The 17,188-nt window shown below is 73.8% G+C and carries 18 protein-coding genes; 3 read left to right on the forward strand and 15 right to left on the reverse strand.

Annotated elements, in window-relative coordinates; translation table 11 throughout:
* Positions 1-42: 42 nt before the first annotated feature.
* The 12 genes from ACIRFH_RS01870 to ACIRFH_RS01925 all read right to left on the reverse strand — a co-directional run bounded on the left by ACIRFH_RS01870 (position 43) and on the right by ACIRFH_RS01925 (position 11,193).
* Positions 43-732, reverse strand: a complete 690-nt coding sequence (locus tag ACIRFH_RS01870; RefSeq protein WP_403516590.1) for a class F sortase — start codon at positions 730-732, stop codon at positions 43-45.
* Positions 733-734: 2 nt separating this feature from the next.
* Positions 735-1,301, reverse strand: coding sequence for a hypothetical protein (locus tag ACIRFH_RS01875; protein WP_403516591.1), 567 nt, complete (start codon positions 1,299-1,301; stop codon positions 735-737).
* Between the two features lie 104 nt (positions 1,302-1,405).
* Positions 1,406-2,185, reverse strand: coding sequence for an HAD-IIA family hydrolase (locus tag ACIRFH_RS01880; protein ID WP_403516592.1), 780 nt, complete (start codon positions 2,183-2,185; stop codon positions 1,406-1,408).
* Positions 2,186-2,261: 76 nt separating this feature from the next.
* Entirely contained in the window at positions 2,262-3,314 is a 1,053-nt protein-coding gene (locus ACIRFH_RS01885) for a 2-aminoethylphosphonate ABC transporter substrate-binding protein (RefSeq protein WP_403516593.1), read from the reverse strand.
* Between the two features lie 46 nt (positions 3,315-3,360).
* Positions 3,361-4,158 carry an ABC transporter permease gene (locus tag ACIRFH_RS01890; RefSeq protein WP_403516594.1) on the reverse strand — a complete coding sequence of 266 codons (798 nt, stop codon included), beginning with the start codon at positions 4,156-4,158 and terminating at the stop codon, positions 3,361-3,363.
* On the reverse strand, positions 4,145-5,050 hold the full coding sequence (locus tag ACIRFH_RS01895; protein WP_403516595.1) for a 2-aminoethylphosphonate ABC transporter permease subunit: 906 nt from the start codon (positions 5,048-5,050) through the stop codon (positions 4,145-4,147). The genes ACIRFH_RS01890 and ACIRFH_RS01895 overlap by 14 nt, the downstream gene beginning before the upstream one ends.
* Positions 5,043-6,104 carry an ABC transporter ATP-binding protein gene (locus tag ACIRFH_RS01900; protein ID WP_403516596.1) on the reverse strand — a complete coding sequence of 354 codons (1,062 nt, stop codon included), beginning with the start codon at positions 6,102-6,104 and terminating at the stop codon, positions 5,043-5,045. Before ACIRFH_RS01900 ends, ACIRFH_RS01895 begins: the two co-directional genes overlap by 8 nt.
* Positions 6,101-6,805 (reverse strand): HAD family hydrolase, encoded by a 705-nt coding sequence (locus tag ACIRFH_RS01905; protein ID WP_403516597.1) that lies wholly within the window; start codon positions 6,803-6,805, stop codon positions 6,101-6,103. Before ACIRFH_RS01905 ends, ACIRFH_RS01900 begins: the two co-directional genes overlap by 4 nt.
* A 7-nt stretch (positions 6,806-6,812) precedes the next feature.
* Positions 6,813-7,958, reverse strand: coding sequence for a TIGR03364 family FAD-dependent oxidoreductase (locus tag ACIRFH_RS01910; RefSeq protein ID WP_403516598.1), 1,146 nt, complete (start codon positions 7,956-7,958; stop codon positions 6,813-6,815).
* A 119-nt stretch (positions 7,959-8,077) separates the two neighbouring features.
* Positions 8,078-8,833 carry a GntR family transcriptional regulator gene (locus ACIRFH_RS01915; RefSeq protein WP_403516599.1) on the reverse strand — a complete coding sequence of 252 codons (756 nt, stop codon included), beginning with the start codon at positions 8,831-8,833 and terminating at the stop codon, positions 8,078-8,080.
* Between the two features lie 78 nt (positions 8,834-8,911).
* Positions 8,912-9,898: a hypothetical protein gene (locus ACIRFH_RS01920; protein WP_403516600.1), complete on the reverse strand. Its 987-nt coding sequence runs from the start codon at positions 9,896-9,898 to the stop codon at positions 8,912-8,914.
* A 116-nt stretch (positions 9,899-10,014) separates the two neighbouring features.
* Entirely contained in the window at positions 10,015-11,193 is a 1,179-nt protein-coding gene (locus ACIRFH_RS01925) for an ROK family protein (protein WP_403516650.1), read from the reverse strand.
* A gap of 119 nt (positions 11,194-11,312) precedes the next feature.
* On the opposite strand from ACIRFH_RS01925, the gene ACIRFH_RS01930 reads away from it, so the two are divergent.
* Together ACIRFH_RS01930 and ACIRFH_RS01935 are read left to right on the forward strand one after the other, a co-directional pair.
* Positions 11,313-12,392: a Gfo/Idh/MocA family oxidoreductase gene (locus tag ACIRFH_RS01930; RefSeq protein WP_403516601.1), complete on the forward strand. Its 1,080-nt coding sequence runs from the start codon at positions 11,313-11,315 to the stop codon at positions 12,390-12,392.
* Positions 12,389-12,868, forward strand: a complete 480-nt coding sequence (locus ACIRFH_RS01935) for a heme-degrading domain-containing protein (RefSeq protein ID WP_403516602.1) — start codon at positions 12,389-12,391, stop codon at positions 12,866-12,868. Before ACIRFH_RS01930 ends, ACIRFH_RS01935 begins: the two co-directional genes overlap by 4 nt.
* 504 nt (positions 12,869-13,372) lie before the next feature.
* Here ACIRFH_RS01935 and ACIRFH_RS01940 read toward each other — a convergent pair.
* Entirely contained in the window at positions 13,373-13,759 is a 387-nt protein-coding gene (locus ACIRFH_RS01940; protein WP_403516603.1) for an SdpI family protein, read from the reverse strand.
* Between the two features lie 765 nt (positions 13,760-14,524).
* On the opposite strand from ACIRFH_RS01940, the gene ACIRFH_RS01945 reads away from it, so the two are divergent.
* The gene (locus tag ACIRFH_RS01945; RefSeq protein ID WP_403516604.1) at positions 14,525-15,217 is read left to right on the forward strand and encodes a hypothetical protein; all 693 of its coding nucleotides are present in this window, start codon (positions 14,525-14,527) and stop codon (positions 15,215-15,217) included.
* Between the two features lie 190 nt (positions 15,218-15,407).
* Here ACIRFH_RS01945 and ACIRFH_RS01950 read toward each other — a convergent pair whose 3' ends face one another.
* Both ACIRFH_RS01950 and ACIRFH_RS01955 read right to left on the reverse strand, forming a co-directional pair.
* Positions 15,408-16,265: a fumarylacetoacetate hydrolase family protein gene (locus ACIRFH_RS01950; protein WP_403516605.1), complete on the reverse strand. Its 858-nt coding sequence runs from the start codon at positions 16,263-16,265 to the stop codon at positions 15,408-15,410.
* 174 nt (positions 16,266-16,439) lie between these two features.
* Positions 16,440-17,159 (reverse strand): YidC/Oxa1 family membrane protein insertase, encoded by a 720-nt coding sequence (locus tag ACIRFH_RS01955; RefSeq protein ID WP_403516606.1) that lies wholly within the window; start codon positions 17,157-17,159, stop codon positions 16,440-16,442.
* Between the last annotated feature and the right edge of the window lie 29 nt (positions 17,160-17,188).

The raw sequence follows: 17,188 nt of genomic DNA on the forward strand, positions 1-17,188 counted from the left end.
CCTCGGTGCACTGTTCGAAGGCTCAATCCTGACATACGCGGGTCATGAGCCGGTGCCCGTGAGGTAGGCGGAGACGACCACGTTGGCCGTGTAGCGGCCGGTGGCGCGGTCGAAGGTGCCGCCGCAGGTGATCAGCCGCAGTTCGGCCCGTCCCGGGGCGCGCGGCCCGTAGGCCTGCCGGGCGTCGAAGTCGTCGCGGTCGAGGACCTGGACGTCGTCGACGGTGAACTCGGCGGCCTCGGCGCCGGCGCGGACCACCCGGAGCGTCTCGCCGGGTTCCAGGGTGCTGAGCTTGTAGAAGACGGCGGGTCGGGTCTCGGTGTCGACGTGCCCGACCATCAGAGCGGTCCCGGCCGCCCCGGGGGTCACGCCGGCCGCGTACCAGCCGACGGTGTCGGCCTGGGCGAAGGAGGGCGGTTCGATCGCGCCCTTCGCGTCGAGGCCGCGCTCCGTCACCGGGGCGCTGACGCCGAGCCCGGGGACGTCGAGCCGTTCGGGCGGGGCGTCGCGGAGGGGCGGGTGGGCGGGGGGCAGCCGTATGTCGGGGGGTCGTCCGGCCGCCGCCATGTCGCCGGTGGCCGGACGGGATATGCCCTCGCGCACGTCGGTGGCCTCGCGGCCCCACAGCCACAGCCCGAGGAGCAGCACCATCCAGGCGATGCCGCTCACCAGCCGGCCGGGGCCGACGGGGCCCACGGCGGCCTGTTCCCGGCGTCGATCACGGTCGGACATGGTCAGTCCGCCCCGCGGCTCCGGCTGCGGACCCCGCGCAGCCCCACGGCGACGGCGGCGATCCCGGCGAGGACCAGGCCGGTCACGGTGTGCGCGGTGCCGGGGGGATCGACGCGTGCCGCGTCGTCGGAGTGCGGCGCGGCGAGCCGGGCGGCACCGCCACCGCCCGCGTCGACGGGGGCGACGGGAGAGGAGGGGGCGGACGGGCGGTGCGCCGGCCGATGGGGCGCGTCGACGGTGATGGTGCCCTGGCGGGCGTCCCGGCCGCAGGTGACCCGCACGGCGTAGGCACCGGCCGCCGCCGAGGAGCGGACCCGGCTGGAACCGACGAGGACGCCGCCCTCGTCGGCCGCGGAGAGCCGCACGTCCGACTCGAACGCCGCCGACACGGCGACGGCCGTCCGCTCGGTGCAGTCGGGTACGCGGAGCGCCACGTCGGCGCCGGGCGCCGGTGAGGACGGGGTCACCGCGACCCCGTCCCCGTCCGCCGCGTACGCCGCCGGTGCGACCGGCGTGCACACCGCGGCCAGCACGGCTCCGGCACAGAGAGTTACCTTCAGCGAGCCCATCGTGTACCTCCAGTCCCCTGGAGGCTCCCCCGCGGAGACCGCCCCCGCATCCGGTGCGGGGGCGTTATTGCGCCGAACGGGCGACGCGGGGGACGCGGGGGGTTTCAGACCCGCTCGACGAGGTCCGCGATGGAGTCGACGATCCTGGACGGCCGGTACGGGAAGTTCTCGACCTGCTCGGGCCGGGTCAGGCCGGTGAGCACCAGGAAGGTCTGCATCCCGGCCTCCATGCCGGCCAGCACGTCGGTGTCCATGCGGTCGCCGATCATCGCGCTGGTCTCGGAGTGGGCGCCGATCGCGTTGAGCCCGGTGCGCATCATCAGCGGGTTGGGCTTGCCCGCGAAGTAGGGCTGCTTGCCGGTCGCCTTGGTGATCAGCGCGGCCACCGCGCCGGTCGCCGGGAGCGGCCCTTCGGTGGAGGGGCCGGTCTCGTCGGGGTTGGTGCAGATGAACCGGGCACCGGCGTTGATCAGCCGGACCGCCTTCGTCATGGCCTCGAAGGAGTAGGTGCGGGTCTCGCCGAGGACCACGTAGTCCGGTTCGTGGTCGGTGAGGATGTAGCCGATGTCGTGCAGGGCGGTGGTCAGACCGGCCTCGCCGATGACGTACGCCGAGCCGCCGGGCCGCTGGTCGTCCAGGAACTTGGCGGTGGCCAGCGCGGAGGTCCAGATGGCCTCGACCGGCACCTCCAGGCCCATGCGGCGCAGCCGGGCGTGCAGGTCGCGCGGGGTGTAGATCGAGTTGTTGGTCAGGACGAGGAAGGGCTTGCCGGACTCGCGCAGCTTCTTGATGAAGGCGTCGGCGCCGGGGATCGGGACGCCCTCGTGGATGAGCACCCCGTCCATGTCGGTGAGCCATGACTCGATGGGCCTGCGGTCTGCCATGTGCGGGTCTCCTGCCGTACGCGGTCCAGCGTGCGCCCCAGCCTAAACAGAGCGGGATCTTCGGCGGAACGGCCGCTCAGCTTCCGGTGGCCTCCTTCCAGGCGTCGACGTACGAGGTGAGGTTCCGCTCGATGTCGTTCCAGTCCGGCTCGAAGATCTCGACGCCGTCCATCAGCTCGGCCAGCTCGACGGCGTTGTCGTCGGTGGCCTTGACGTCCTGGCGGGCCGCGAAGCCGCCGCCGATCTCGCTGGCCTGCGCCTGTGCCTTCCGGCTCAGCATGTAGTCGAGGAGCTTCCTGCCGTTCTCGGTGTGCGGGGCCTTGGTGACCAGGCCCGCCGCGTACGGCAGCGCGAAGGTGGTGGGCCGGCCCCCCTCGGGCGCCGGGAACCAGATGCCGAGGTTCGGCATGGACTTCGACTGGGCGTGGTTCATCTGCACGTCGCCGTTGGCGACGAGCAGTTCGCCCTTGTCGACCTTGGGCGCGAGCTTGCCGGTGGAGGCGGACGGGCCGACGTTGTTGGCCTGGAGCTTCCTCAGGTACTCCATGGCCCGCTTCTCGCCGCCGAAGTCGTGCATGGCCTTGATGAGGACGGCGGTGCCGTCGCCGGCGACGCCCGGGGTGGAGTACTGGAGCTTGTTCCTGTACTTCCCGTCGAGCAGGTCCTCCCAGGTGGTGGGGGCCTGCTTCAGCTTCTCGGTGTTGTGGACGAAGCCGAAGTAGTTGTTGACGACGGCCGTCCAGGTGCCGTTCTCGGCCTTGTCGGCGCCGCTGACCCGGTCGGCGCCCTTCGGGACGTACTTCTGCAGCAGGCCCTTGGTGTCGGCCTGCTGGATGAACGGCGGGAGGGTGACGAGGACGTCGGCCTGCGGGTTGCTCTTCTCGCGGACGGCGCGCTGCACCATCTCGCCGGAGCCGCCCTCGACGTACTCGACCTTGATGCCGGTGTCCTTCTCGAAGTCCTTGAAGACCTGGTCGTACCAGCCGTCGCCGTTCTCTCCCTTGAGGCCGTCGGCGCTGTAGACGGTGACGGTCTTCTCGTCGGAGGCGGCCGAGGTGCCGGAGCAGGCGGTCAGGGGGAGGGCGAGGACGGCGAGGGCGGTGATCGGCTTGAGGGCGTTCCTGGGCATGGCGAGGCGGACTCCTTGCGTGTCGGGGAGGAGGACGGGCGGGCGGTTACCGGTACGAGGCTCTGGTGCGGATCCTGGAGACGGCGAACAGGACCAGCAGGGTGGCCGTCATCAGGACCACGGCGATCGCGGAGCCGGTGAACAGGGAACCGCGGTCGGTGGAGGCGTGGATCAGGACCGGCAGCGGGGTCCAGTCGGGCGGGTAGAGCATCATCGTGGCGCTCAGCTCTCCCATGGAGAGGGCGAAGCAGAGCCCGGCGGCGGCGGTCAGGGACGGCAGCAGCAGGGGGAGCCGCACCCGCCACAGGACGTACGCGGGGCTCGCGCCGAGGGAGGCGGCGGCCTGTTCGTACGCCGGGTCGAGGCGGGTGATCGCGGCGGAGACGGACTGGTGGGCGAAGGCGGTGACCAGCACCGTGTGGGCGATGATCACGATCCAGCGGGTGCCGTTGAGGAGGAACGGCGGCTGCGAGTACGCGACCAGGATCGCGAGGCCGACCACCACCGAGGGCACGGCGACCGGCAGCACGAACAGGGCGTCCACCACCGTGCGGTGGCGCTTCCTCGACGCGGCGGCGGCGAGCGCGGCCCAGGTGCCGACGGCCAGCGCGAGCAGGCTCGCGGTGAGGCCGGTGACCAGACTGGTGATGAGTGCCTGCAGGGCCTCGCCGCGGGTGGCGGCCCGGTAGTTGCCGGTGGTGAGGCCGGAGGGCAGGACGCCCGACCAGTGGGTGGCGAAGGAGGCGCCGAGGACGACGAGGAGGGGCAGGGCGAACAGGGGGAGGAAGAGGACGAGGAAGACGGCCCACAGGGCCCGCCTCGCCCCCCGGCTATGCACCAGCACGGCGGCTCACCACCCGGTACAGGCCGTACAGGCCCACGGAGATCAGGACGTTGACGACGGCGACCACGCAGGCGCCCGGGTAGTCGGACTCCAGGATCGCCTTGCCGTAGACGAGCATCGGCAGGGTCGTGACACCCTTGGCGCCGGTGAACAGGACGATGCCGAACTCGTTGAGGCACAGGACGAGGACGAGGCTGCCGCCGGCCGCGAGGGCGGGCAGCGCCTCCGGCAGGATGATCCGCCGCACGATCCGCGGGGCGCGGGCGCCCAGCGAACTGGCCGCCTCGATCTGCGCGGCGTCGATCTGGGAGAACGCGGCGAGCAGCGGGCGCATCACGAACGGCGTGAAGTACGTGATCTCCGCGAGGAGGACGCCCCAGGGCGTGGTGAGGAACTGGAAGGGGCCCTCGGCGGCGCCCGTGACGCCCGTCCACGCTCCGTTGGCCATGCCGACCGTGCCGTAGACGAACAGGAGGGCCAGCGTGATCAGGAAGGAGGGGAAGGAGAGGAAGACGTCGATGAACCGGGAGACCGCGCGGGCGCCGGGGAACGGCACGAAGGCGATGACCAGGGCGAGGACGAAGCCGAGGACCAGGCAGCCGGCGGTGGCGGCCGGCGCGAGCCAGACGGTCGTCCACAGCGCCTCGCGGAACGACTCGGAGGCGAAGACGTCGGCGTACGGCTGGAGGGAGGTGCCGCCGGTGTCGGGCCGGACGGACTGCCGGACGACGAGGGCCAGGGGGTAGAGGAAGAAGACGGCGAGCAGGGCGACGGGAGGAAGGGCCCACAGGAGCGCCGCACGGGGGCGCGGGTCCGTGTCCGCTGCGCGGCTGCCGCCGCTCGGGCGCGACCGGCCGCGCCCGGCCCGCACCCGGGAGACGGCCTCAGTCACCGTTCACCCCCGCGGGCAGCAGCACCGCGTCGTCCGGTGCGAAGTGCAGCGTCACCGCGTCTCCGAGGGCCGGCGGGTCGCGCAGTTCACGCAGGTCGGCCATGATCCGGTGGCCGTTCACGTCGACGTGGAGCCGGTGGGTGGCGCCGCGCCACTGGATCTCCGAGAGCGTGCCGGTGAGCCGGTTGGGACCGTCGCCGATGCCGACCCTGTGCGGCCGGACGCAGAGGGTGGCGCGCGCGCCGGTGACCGCGCCCGCCGTGTCGACGTCGACCTCCGTGCCCGCGAAGTCGGCGCCCTCGGTGCCAACGGTCACCGGCAGGAGGTTCGCGCCGCCCACGAAGGACGCCGTGAACTCGTCGGCCGGCGCCCGGTACAGCTCCCTCGGGGTGCCGCAGGCCCGGAGGCGGGCCCTGTCCATCACCGCGATCCGGTCGGCGAGGGTCAGCGCCTCGATCTGGTCGTGGGTGACGTACAGGATCGACACGTCGGGGAGTTCGCGGTGGAGGCGGGCCAGTTCGGCGAGCATTCCCGATCGCAGCTGGGCGTCGAGGGCGGAGAGGGGCTCGTCGAGGAGGAGGACGTCCGGACGGACGGCGAGGGCGCGGGCGATGGCGACGCGCTGCTGCTGACCGCCCGACAGCTCGCGCGGGTGGCGGCGGGCGAAGGCGGCCATGCCGGTCATCTCCAGGGCTTCGCCGACCCGTTCGCGGATCTCGGCCTTGGGCGCCTTGCGGGCCTTGAGGCCGAAGGCGACGTTCTCCTCGACCCGCATGTGCGGGAAGAGGGCGTAGCTCTGGACGACCATGCCGATGCCCCGTCGGTGCGGAGGCAGGTCGGTGACGTCCCGCTCGCCGAGGAAGACCCGCCCGGAGGCGGGCCGTACGAAACCGGCGACCGCCCGCAGCGCGGTGGTCTTGCCGGATCCGGACGGCCCGAGCAGCGCCATGACCTCGCCCGGTCCGACGGTGAGGTCGAGGGCGTCCAGGACGACGTTGCCGTCGTAGGCGACGGTGACCGAGTCGAAGCGGATGCCACTGCCGGTGGTGCTCATCGGCCGGCCGCTCCCCGCAGGAGGGCGGGCAGGTCGGCCACGGAGTCCAGCACGTGGGTCGCGCCCGCCGCGTGGAAGGCGTCGTCGCCGTGGGCTCCGGTGCGCACCCCGGCGACCAGTCCGGCCCCGGCCCGTACGCCGCTGAGCACGTCGTAGGAGGTGTCGCCGACGACGGCGACCTGGGCGAGGGAGTCGGCGGCCCCGGTGCGCAGGAACGCCTCCAGCACCATGTCCGGGTACGGCCGTCCGCGCCCGCCCGCGTCGGCGGGGCACAGGGTGAGCGGCACCAGACCGTGCCAGCCGAGGGCGCCGAGGACGGCGTCCTGGGTGACGCGGGCGAACCCGGTGGTCAGGACGACGGTCCGGCCGTCGGCGGCGAGTTCCTCGACGGCCTCGCGGGCGCCGGGGACCGGGGCGACGAGGCCGCCGGCGACGAGTTCGCCGTACGCCTCCTCGAAGGCGGCGTTGGCGCGCTGCGCGCGCTCCTCGTCGCCGAAGAGGTGACGGAAGACGGAGATCTTGGACTCGCCCATGGTGGCGCGCACGTAGGCGAGCTTCTCGGCGTGGTCGGGGGTGCCTGGCTCGACGCCGAGTGCGCGGGCGGCGGCGCCGAAGGCGCGCTCGACGAGGCCGCCGTCGGCGACGGTGGTGCCGGCCATGTCGAGGACGACGAGGCGGATGTCGGGGGTGGTCGCGGTCATCGGGGGTTCACCAGCCCAGTTCGTTCGCGGTGGTCTCGGCTATGGCGGGCGAGCAGGTCATGCCGCGCCCGCCGGGCCCGGTGACGAGCCAGACCCCTTCGCGTACCTGTTGCCGGTGCACCACGCGGGTGGTGTCGGTGCACTGCGCGTACACGCCCGCCCAGCGGCGGCGGATCCTCGGCAGCGGGCGGCCGAGGAGGGACTCGACGACTCCGGTGAGGTGCTCGTAGGGCTCCTCGACGGTGTCGAAGGCGAAGGGGTGCTCGTACTCGTGGGTGTCGCCGATGGTCAGCCCGCCGTCGGCGCGCTGGACCATGAGCAGTTGCATGCGGTGCTCGGCGGCGGTGGCCGGCTGCGCCTGCCGGGCGTTCAGCTCGTCCAGGGCGGGCGAGGCGTACGCCGGGTAGTAGCGGAAGCTGTCGGCGTCGGCCACCGAGGTGGTCAGGGTCTCGCCGAGCGGGTCGGTCTGCATCATCTGCAGGCGGACCCGGCGCACCGGCAGCTCGGGCCCGGCCAGTTCGCGGACCAGGCCGCCGAGCCAGGCACCGGTGCACAGGACGACGGCGTCGGCGGTGTGGGTGTCGCCGTGGTCGTCGCGGACGGTTCCCGGTCCGGTCACCTCGCGGACCTCGCGGCCCGGCAGGAAGGTGTAGTTCGGGGACTTCGACAGCTCGGCGCGGAGGGCGAGCTGCGCGGTGCGCGGCTCGACGGCCGCGTCCCGCTCGCAGTACAGGGCGGCGTCGAACTCGCCGCGCAGGGCGGGGTTGACCGCGCGGGCCTCCCCCGGGGTGAGCAGCTTGTAGCCGCGGGCGGCGGCGTCCGCGCGGGTCACGGCGGCCTCGGCGACGGCCAGTTCGAGGTCGCCGCGGACCGGGGTCAGGGAACCGTTCGGGCGGAAGCCCAGCGCCGGGACGCGGCCGCCGATCCCCTCCCACAGCTCCCGTGCCCGCAGCGCGGTGTCCAGTTCCTCACCGCCCGCGCGACCGCTCACCCAGATCTGGCCGAAGTTGCGCAACGAGGCGCCGCGAGCCTCCCGCTCGCGCTCGATCTGTACGACCTCGTGGCCGCGTTCCACCGCTTGCCAGGCGTGCATGGTGCCCACCACGCCGGCTCCTACGACTGTCACTCTCACGTCCGTCACACTCCTCGCCATCGGGGAACCGGAGGGGTCCGGCCGTCGACGAGAGCGTGAACCCGGCATCACGTTTGGGCTAGACCCGTTACCTTTTCGTTATGGGCGAGTGGGTGGATCCACGGACTTTCCGGACGGTCTCAGCCGCGCAGACGGGCCGAGAAGGAGAACCGGTCACCCCGGTAGAGCGTGCGCACCCGCTCCAGCGGCAGGCCGTCGGTGTCCCGGGAGACACGGTGGATGAGCAGCATCGGCAGGGCGGGCGGGGTGCCGATGAGCAGCGCCTCGCGCGGGGTGGCGAGCACGGTCTCGATCCGCTCGTCGGCCTCGCCGAAGGCGATGCCCCGCCCGGCGAGGTGGGCGTAGAAGGAGGAGTCCGGGTCGAAGGCGGTGTCCAGGTCGGGCAGCCGCTCGACGGCGACGTACGTGCTCTCCAGGCCGACCCGCTCGTCGTCGGCGAGGAGCACGCGCTCCAGATGCCAGACGGGCTCACCGCGCGTGAGGCCGGTCTCGGCGGCGAGCGCCTCGGGGCACGGGAAGCGGTCGAGGGTGACGAGCACGCGTCCGGGTGTACGGCCCTGGCGGCGCACCCCCTCGGTGTAGCTGGCCAGCGACAGCGGCTGCTCCAGCTTGGGGCCCGCGACCACCGTGCCGCGGCCCCGCCGGCGCAGCTTGCCCTCCAGCACCAGCTCGCGCAGTGCCTGCCGGACGGTCTCGCGGGCGACCTCGTACCGCTCGGAGAGATCGCGCTCGGTGGGTATCGGCGCGCCCTCCCCCAGCTCGCCGACGAGACGGTCGATCCGCGCCTTCACGGCGTAGTACTTCGGCACGCGGCCGTGCTCCGGGACGCCGGAGCGGACAGGGGCGCCGGGGGCCTGGTCGTTCGGGTAGTCCACGCAGGGATCGTCGCAGACGCGGACGCGGGAGCGGGCGGGACCTCCGGGGCGGTGCGGAGGGAGGGGAGTCCGTCCGGGTCAGCGGCGTCCGCGGGACAGCAGTACCGCCGCGGCGCCGACGGCGACGAGCAGGGCGGCGGTCGCCAGGGCCGCGTCGAGGTGGCCCGTTCCGGTGCCGGCGAGTTCGTCGGCGAACGGGAGACCGGTGCCCCGGCCGTCGGGGGTGGAGGCGACGGAGGGGGCGACGGGCCCGTCGCTCCGCGCGGCGGCCGACTCGCCAGCGGACCCGTCGGGGATGCCGCCGGTGCCGATGCGGAAGCGGTAGTCGTTCGACCGGCCGACCCAGTCGCCGTCGTCGCCGCGGCGCTGGACGACGGCCGCGTTGGCGGTGACCTCGCCGGGCGCCGTGTCCGAGGTGAGCGCGAGGCGCACCTTCACGGTGAGGGTCTCGCCGGGGCCGACGGTGAAGCCGGGGAAGCCGGGGAAGCCGGGGCCGTCCTGGCCCCCGCCTTCCCCGAAGGCGCCGATCAGCTCGTCGCGGTCGGTCGTCTCGAAGGCGACGGGGTGGGGGCGGTCGCCGTCGTAGAACTCCAGGCGGGCCTGGGCCGGTTCCAGGACCCGCCCGTCGTCGACGAGGACGACGACCGGGTGGATGGCCTCGCAGGTGCGGGACGTGGTGTTGGTGAGGTCCAGGTACCAGGTGCCGTAGCCGCCGCCGGACTCGTAGGTGCTCGGGCCGCCGTGGATGCGGGTGGTGAGCGGGAAGGTGTGGTCGTCGGGGGCCGTGCAGGCGGGCAGCGGGGCACGGGGGACGGCGGGGGCCGCGGGGGAAGCGGACGGGGCGGCCGGTGCGGTGGCGGGGGCCGACGCGGTGGCGGCGGCCGGCGCGGAGACGGGGGCCAGCGCGAGGACGGGGGCCGGCGCGGAGACGGGGGCCGGCGCGGAGACGGCGGCCGGCGCGGAGACGGCGGCCGGCGCGGAGACGGCGGCCGGCGCGGTGGCGGTCAGGAGGGCGGCTGCCGCCGCCAGGCAGGGGAACGCGGGCGTGAACAGTCGCATGAACACATGAGCGTGTCGGACGTCCCCGGTCACCGGAACCGCCGTTCGGGGCGCGCCCCCCGAACGGCGGCGACGGTGCCCTCGTCCGGCGTACGGGGTCCCGGGTGGTCCCCGTACGCCGGTCAGGGGCCGTCGCCCCGCCCGAACAGCGGCGCGAGCAGCAGCTGGGCCGCACCCCGGGCGACCCCGCGCGTCCCGCCGGGCGCGGTCCGCACCGGTACGGCGCCCTCGCGCCCGCCCTCTCGCCGGGCACGGGCGTCGAGGACCGCGCCGACCCCGGAGACGAACACCTCGGGCGCGGCGGCGACGGTACGGCCGCCGAGCAGGACCAGGTCGATGTCGAGCAGCCCGGCGAGGTTGGCGGCGCCGGCGCCGAGCACCCGGGCCGCCTCGGCGAGGTCGCCGCGGGCGACGGCACCCAGGCACAGGGCCTCGATGCAGCCGCGCCCGCCGCAGGTGCAGGGCGGTCCGTCCAGCTGGAGGACCTGGTGCCCGAACTCCCCGGCCCCGGTCCGGGCGCCCCGGTGCACGGCGCCGCCGAAGACGAGGCCGGCGCCGAGTCCCGTGCCGAGGTGCAGGTAGGCGAAGGACCCGCCCTCGCCTCCCCCCTCGCCGCCGACCGCGAGCCCCAGTGCCGCCGCGTTGGTGTCCTTGTCGACGACGACCGGCACGCCCAGGCGCCCGGTCAGCGCGTCCCGCAGCGGGTAGCCGTCCCACTCCGGGAAACCGGTGACCCGGTGCAGTACGCCCCGGACGTGGTCGAGGGGCCCCGGGAGGGCGACGCCGAGCCCGAGGAGAGTGGGGGCGTCGGCGAGACGGCCGTCCGGCACGCGCAGCACGTCGGCGACCAGCTCCCCGGCCGCCCGCGCCACCCCCTCCAGCACGGTCGGCGCCCCCGCGCCCAGGTCCAGCGGGGACCGCCGCTCCCCCACGACCGTCCCCTCCAGGTCGACCAGCACGGCCCGCAGCTCGTCCCGGTCCAGGTGCACGCCGACCGCGTGCCCGGCCTCCGGCACCAGCCGCAGCACCGTGCGCGGCTTGCCGCCCGTGGAGGCGCGGCGCCCGGCCTCGGCGGCGAGGCCCTCCGCCCGCAGCCGTGCGGTGATCTTGCTGACCGCCTGCGGGGTGAGCCCGGTGCGCTCGGCGAGTTCGAGCCGGCTGATGCCCGGTGTCCCGGCGGTGCGCAGCAGGTCGAGGACCAGGGCGGTGTTGTGGCTGCGCAGGGCGAGCAGGTTCGCCCCGCCCGCCGCACCACCGCGCCCGCCCCCACGCACGCCGCTCCCGCTCCCGGCACCGCGCATGCCGCCGTCCGTCGCGGCACTCCGCGCACCGTCGCCCGTTCCCCCGCCGTCAGCCCTGTTCACGCCCCCATTGTCTCCGGCGCTTGCACTTTGGCAACAGCGTTGCCAAAGTGGGACGTATGACTGGTACTCCCCCCGGCACCCCCCTGCGCGTCGGTCTCGTCGGCTACGGCCTCGCGGGCTCCGTCTTCCACGCCCCGCTGATCGCCGCCACCGAGGGCCTGGCCCTGGACACGGTGGTCACCTCCGACCCCGACCGGCAGCGGCAGGCCCGCGACGAGTTCCCGGACGTGCGGACCGTCGCCACGCCGGACGAGCTGTTCGACCGGGCCGCCGAGCTGGACCTGATCGTCGTCGCGTCCCCGAACAAGACCCACGTCCCGCTCGCCACGCGCGCCCTTCAGGCCGGTCTGCCGGTCGTCGTGGACAAGCCGGTCGCGGGCACGGCGGCCGAGGCGCGCGAGCTGGCGGCGCTGGCCGACAAGCGCGGCCTGCTGCTCTCCGTCTTCCAGAACCGTCGCTGGGACAACGACTTCCTCACCCTGCGCAAGCTGCTGGACGAGGGCGCGCTGGGCGACGTGTGGCGCTTCGAGTCCCGCTTCGAGCGCTGGCGGCCGCAGCCCAAGGGCGGCTGGCGCGAGTCGGGCGACCCGGCGGAGATCGGCGGTCTCCTGTACGACCTCGGCAGCCACGTCGTCGACCAGGCGCTCGTCCTGTTCGGCCCGGCCGCGCGGGTCTACGCCGAGTCGGTCGTGCGGCGCGCGGGCGCCGAGGCCGACGACGACACGTTCATCGCGATCACGCACGCGAACGGCGTCCGCTCGCACCTGTACGTCTCCTCCACCGCCGCCCAGCTCGGCCCCCGCTTGCGGGTACTGGGCTCGCGGGCGGGCTACGTCAAGTACGGCCTGGACCCGCAGGAGGCCGCGCTGCGCGAGGGCAGGCGGCCGGGCCCCGGCTGGGGCGAGGAGGACGAGTCGCTGTGGGGCCGCGTGGGCTCCGGGGAGTCCCCGCTGACCGGCGGCGGACGCGTGGAGGCGTCCGTCCCGGGCGACTACCCCGCCTACTACGCGGCGGTGGCGAAGGCGCTGCGGGAGCAGGGCCCCAACCCGGTCGGCGTCCTGGAGGCGGCCGCCGCCCTGGACGTCCTGGAGGCGGCCCGCCGTTCGGCCCGCGACGGAGTGGTGGTGTCCCTGTGACGCGCGAACAGGTCCCCGCTCCGACCGTCGAGGAGCTGGAGGAGCAGGAACGCCGCCTGGTCTTCCGCCGGTTCACCCACGACGACGCGTGGGCGCTGGGCTCGCTCCTGGTCGAGCTGGCCCGCGAGCGCCGGGCACCCGTCGCCGTCGACATCCACCGGGCCGGCCAGCAGCTCTTCCACGCGGCCCTGCCCGGCTCGACCCCCGACAACGACGCCTGGATCGCCCGCAAGCGCCGGGTGGTGGAGCGGTACGGCTGCGCGTCGTACCTGGTGGGCGCCCGTTTCCGGGCCAAGGGCACGACGTTCGAGGACTCCTCGCGGCTCGACCCGGACACGTACGCGGCGCACGGCGGTTCCTTCCCGGTCACCGTGGAGGGCGTGGGCGTGGTCGGCGCGGTGACGGTGTCGGGACTGCCGCAGGTGGAGGACCACCGGCTGGTGGTGGAGGCGCTGGAGCGGTTCCTGGGCGAGTAGCCCGGACGGCGGCACCGGACGGGCCCGGACGGCGGCGCCGGACGGCCGTACCCGGGAATCATCGCCGTCCCCCTCCGGTCGGCACACGACGTACGACAGACGGTCACATGCCCACCGGAGGGATCGGAACCGATGAACGACGCGGGCACCGGCCACGTCGCCCTCCGGGTGGTGGAGGCCGACCCGGCGTCCGCACCGAGGGAGGACCGGCGCCGGCCGGCCGTCCTGCCGGGGTGAGTCGCCCGGAACAGTCACCGTGCGGTTGCGAACGACGCAACAACCCCTGCGCGGGGCTCCCGCGCCGTCGGGGGAAACCCGGAAGGGTTCGAAGCCCTTCCCCGGGAACGCGGGAGCCCCGCCGATTCCCTGCCGCGCCGCCCCGGGCCTACCGCCCGCATCGGCCGAGCGGGTCCGTACTCGTCCTCCACCCGGTGATGCGCGGCCCGGCTCGTCCTGCGAACCGGGCGTGACGCGGCGGTATCGAGCAGTCCGGTGCGAGCTGGACTACCTTTCCGGACGACCGACTGCGCGGGCAGCCGAATTCGCCTTGACCGCCGCCGCGGTGAGGAGCGCGAGAACCACGACGAGCCCGGCCAGCGGGACGATGACGACAGCCGGGTTCTCGGCATCGTTCAGCGTCAACGCGAGGCTGATCGCCAGCGAGATCGCGCCCGTGGCGTAGGCGGTCAGGAAAGTGACCGTCAGCATCGGGGCCGCCGAGGCGTGCCCTGTCCGCCATGCGCCGTCCGAGGACATCGTCGCCTTGGTCCGGATTCCCACCGCGGAGTTGCGCTGGATTCTTCCGCTCGCAGCTTGGTTCTTGACGTAATGAACCATCACGCCCAGCGTTGTCAGCCCCACGCCGAAGGCCAGTCCCGCGGCCGAATCCATTGCCCGTCCTCCAAGAACGTCGACACCACCGCCTCCCCCCCCTCGGGGATGCCCTCCCCCGTCGACAAGGACCAAGCCGCCTGCCGACGGACCAAGTTGCAACCGTAACGCGCTCACCTCGGGCGTCTGAAGATCTCTTCAGGACACGTCCCGTGCCGGTCCGGCGTGTTACGGGTGGTCGGGAACTCCGTCCGGACGCGGGCGGAGCGGTCCCGGAACGTGGTGGAGGCCGACCCGGCGTCCGCGCCGAGGGAAGGCCGGCGCGGGCCGGCGCAGGCCGGCCGCCCTGCCGGGGTGAGCAGCCGTTCGAGGGGGGCACCGTCCGGACGTGGACGGCGCACGGCACCACGACAGAACGAAACCAGTCACTTCTGGTCAGCCAAGGAAAGCATCCGCCACCAACCGTTCACCCCTAACTCACCTTGATAGAGGGCGAGTTGTTCGAACGAGCACAATGAGGCGAGGGAGCTTTCACGCCACCCGCGAAGTGAACTTACGTTCCCGTCGATCACCGCACACCTAACATGATCGTCACGCTCGGCGGATCCGACCCCTCCGCCATCGCGCGCATCGACCAGTGACCGGGGGACACCGTCGATATGGGGGATTTGGCATGCCGCACGCCGGCTGTTCCGCGCGCGCACGGATTCGTGCGGGCTCGATCACCGCTGTCACCGCTGCGACGCCGGCCGGCACCGTGACCGTCGCGAGTGCGGAGGGCGCCGCCGGCTCCGCCCTCGCCCCGGCTCGAAGGGCTCGGTAGCCGTGCGCACGAGGGGCATCCACCATCTGACGAGCGGTCCCGTCGTCGCGGTCCTGGCTCTGGCGGGGATCGCCGCGAGCGTCCTGGTCGGCCACGGCGGTCTGGACACGGTGGTGGGCTGCGGGATCCCCAGCGACAGCTCCCCCTCCCAGACGGCGAAGGACTGGGTCGCGGGCGCCGACTACGTCGTCATCGCCACGCCGACGGCCGAGAAGGACGCCAACCGGCGCGACTTCGACAAGGGCACGCTCCGGTACCAGACCGACCGCGCGGTGACCTTCCGCACGGACGACGTCCTGTGGAGCTCGAAGCGCTCCCGGCAGTCGCTGGGCGAAGGCTTCGAGATGGTGGCCGCCGGCTGGCAGGTCTTCCGCGGCAGCGACGACCGCGTCAAGCGGACGACCGCGGCGGCTCCCCGGCTGGAGCCCGGCCACACCTACCTCCTCGCCCTCCGCTGGTCCGCCGGCCAGTGGACGGTGCTCGGGGAGGGCGCCTCCGTCCCCTTCGACCACGGCACCGTCGGCCGAGGCGAGTGGTGCGGGCGCAGTCTGAGCGAGGACGACGTCGCCCGGGGCGAGCGTTTCTCCCGCCGGGACGATCACAGCCTCGAGAAGACCTTGCACGGCCAGGACAAACAGGCCGTCACCCGGGAACTCGAACAGGCCGGCACCCGTACGCAGACGGATTCGCGGTGAGCCCGGACGGCGCCATGGGAAGGCGGAGGCGGGCGGCCCGGCGGGGGACGGGCGGACCGGAGACGGATCCGGCGGGAGGCCGCGGCCCGCGCTCGGCGCCCCGCCGCGACCCGCGCCCACCGCCCAGCCACGGCCGCCGGACCACCTGACCGCCGGCCCGGCGGACCGGTCCGGCGGATGAGACGGCTCCTCAGGCGTCCTTCAGTTCCTGCCGCTGCCGCCCCAGCCCCTCGATCTCCAGCTCGACCACGTCCCCGGCCCGCAGATACGGCTTCGGCTCCGGCTGCCCCATCGCCACCCCCGCCGGCGTCCCGGTGTTGATGACGTCACCGGGCCGCAGCACCATGAACTGACTCACGTACCGCACGACCTCCCCCACCGGGAAGATCTGCTCCGCGGTCGTCCCGTCCTGCTTCAGCTCCCCGTTCACCCACAGCCGCAGCGACAGCCGCTGCGGGTCGGGCACCTCGTCGGCGGTCACCAGCCACGGGCCGAGCGGGTTGAACGTCTCGCAGTTCTTGCCCTTGTCCCAGGTCCCGCCCCGCTCGATCTGGAACTCCCGCTCGGACACGTCGTGCGCGACCGCGTACCCCGCGACGCACGCGAGCCCCTCCTCGGCCGAGTCCAGGTAGCGGGCCGTACGGCCGATCACGACCGCCAGCTCCACCTCCCAGTCGGTCTTGAGGGAGCCGCGCGGCACGAGCACGGTGTCGTCGGGCCCGACGACCGTGTCCGGCGCCTTGAAGAAGACGACCGGTTCGGCGGGCGGCTCGGCCCCGATCTCGCGGGCGTGGTCGTGGTAGTTGAGCCCGATGCACACGATCTTGCCGATGCGCCCCAGGGGCGGTCCGACGCGCAGCCCCGCGGCGTCCAGGGCGGGCAGCTCGCCGGAGCCTGCGGCGGCCCGTACCCGGTCGAGCGCCGCGTCGTCGGCGAGCAGCTCGCCGTCGATGTCCGTCACCAGGCCCGACAGGTCACGCAGCGTCCCCTCGGCGTCGAGCAGCGCGGGCCGTTCCGACCCCGCCGTACCGACTCGCAGCAGCTTCATGATCCCCAACTCCCTCATTCGCGGGCGCCCGCCCGATGAGGTGCGGTCTGGTTGCGGCAGCGCGCAGCCATCGGAGGACTTGTTCGATCGTCCAAGGTCGGCTTCCGCTCCGCAATACCCCGTTCACGTACTGGACCGTCACCACGGACCGTCACCGCGGACCGGCGCCCGGGCTCAGCGGTACAGGACGGCCCGTTCGACGGCGCTCCACGTCGTGCTGGTGACAATGTAGAGGGCGGCGGCCAGCGGTACGACGGCCACGGTGACGAGCGTGAAGAAGGACATGAACGGCATGACCTTGGTGATCGCCCCCAGCCCGGGCACCTGCTGGTCCCCGTCACCGGCGGCGGGCAGCACCGGCCGGGCCGCCATGGTCCGCCGGGTGAGCCGGTAGCCGAAGGCGGCGACACAGGCGACCAGCGCGAACAGCACCGCGTACACGAGCCCGGCGCCGCCGAACATCCCGCCGTCCCCGAGCGCGTCGGCCCACCGTCCGCCGAGCGGCGCGGCGAACAGCCGGTGGGACAGGAGGGCGTTGGCCTCGCCGCCGATCGAGGTGCTGGAGAAGAGGTGGTAGAGGAGGAAGAACGCGGGCAGCTGGCACAGGCTGGGCAGGCAGCCCGACAGCGGCGACACCTTCTCCTCGGCGTGCAGCTCCAGGACGGCCTTCTGCAGCTTCTCGGGGTTCCTGGCGTGCTTGCGCCGCAGCTCGGCGATCTTCGGCTGGAGCGCGGTGCGCGCCTTCTGCCCGCGCGCGGCGGCCCGGGACAGGGGGTGGACGAGGAGGCGTACGAGTGCGGTGAACAGGACGATGGCGGCGGCCGCGGCGGAGGCGCCGAACAGCGGCTGGAGCAGGTCGGCGAGGTGCTCGACCAGGCTGGCGAAAACGGACATGGGTGAGGAGCCCTCCGGGGGTCTCGTCG

Origin of the sequence: Streptomyces sp. NPDC093586, assembly GCF_044764905.1 — a bacterium.
Classification (GTDB): domain Bacteria; phylum Actinomycetota; class Actinomycetes; order Streptomycetales; family Streptomycetaceae; genus Streptomyces.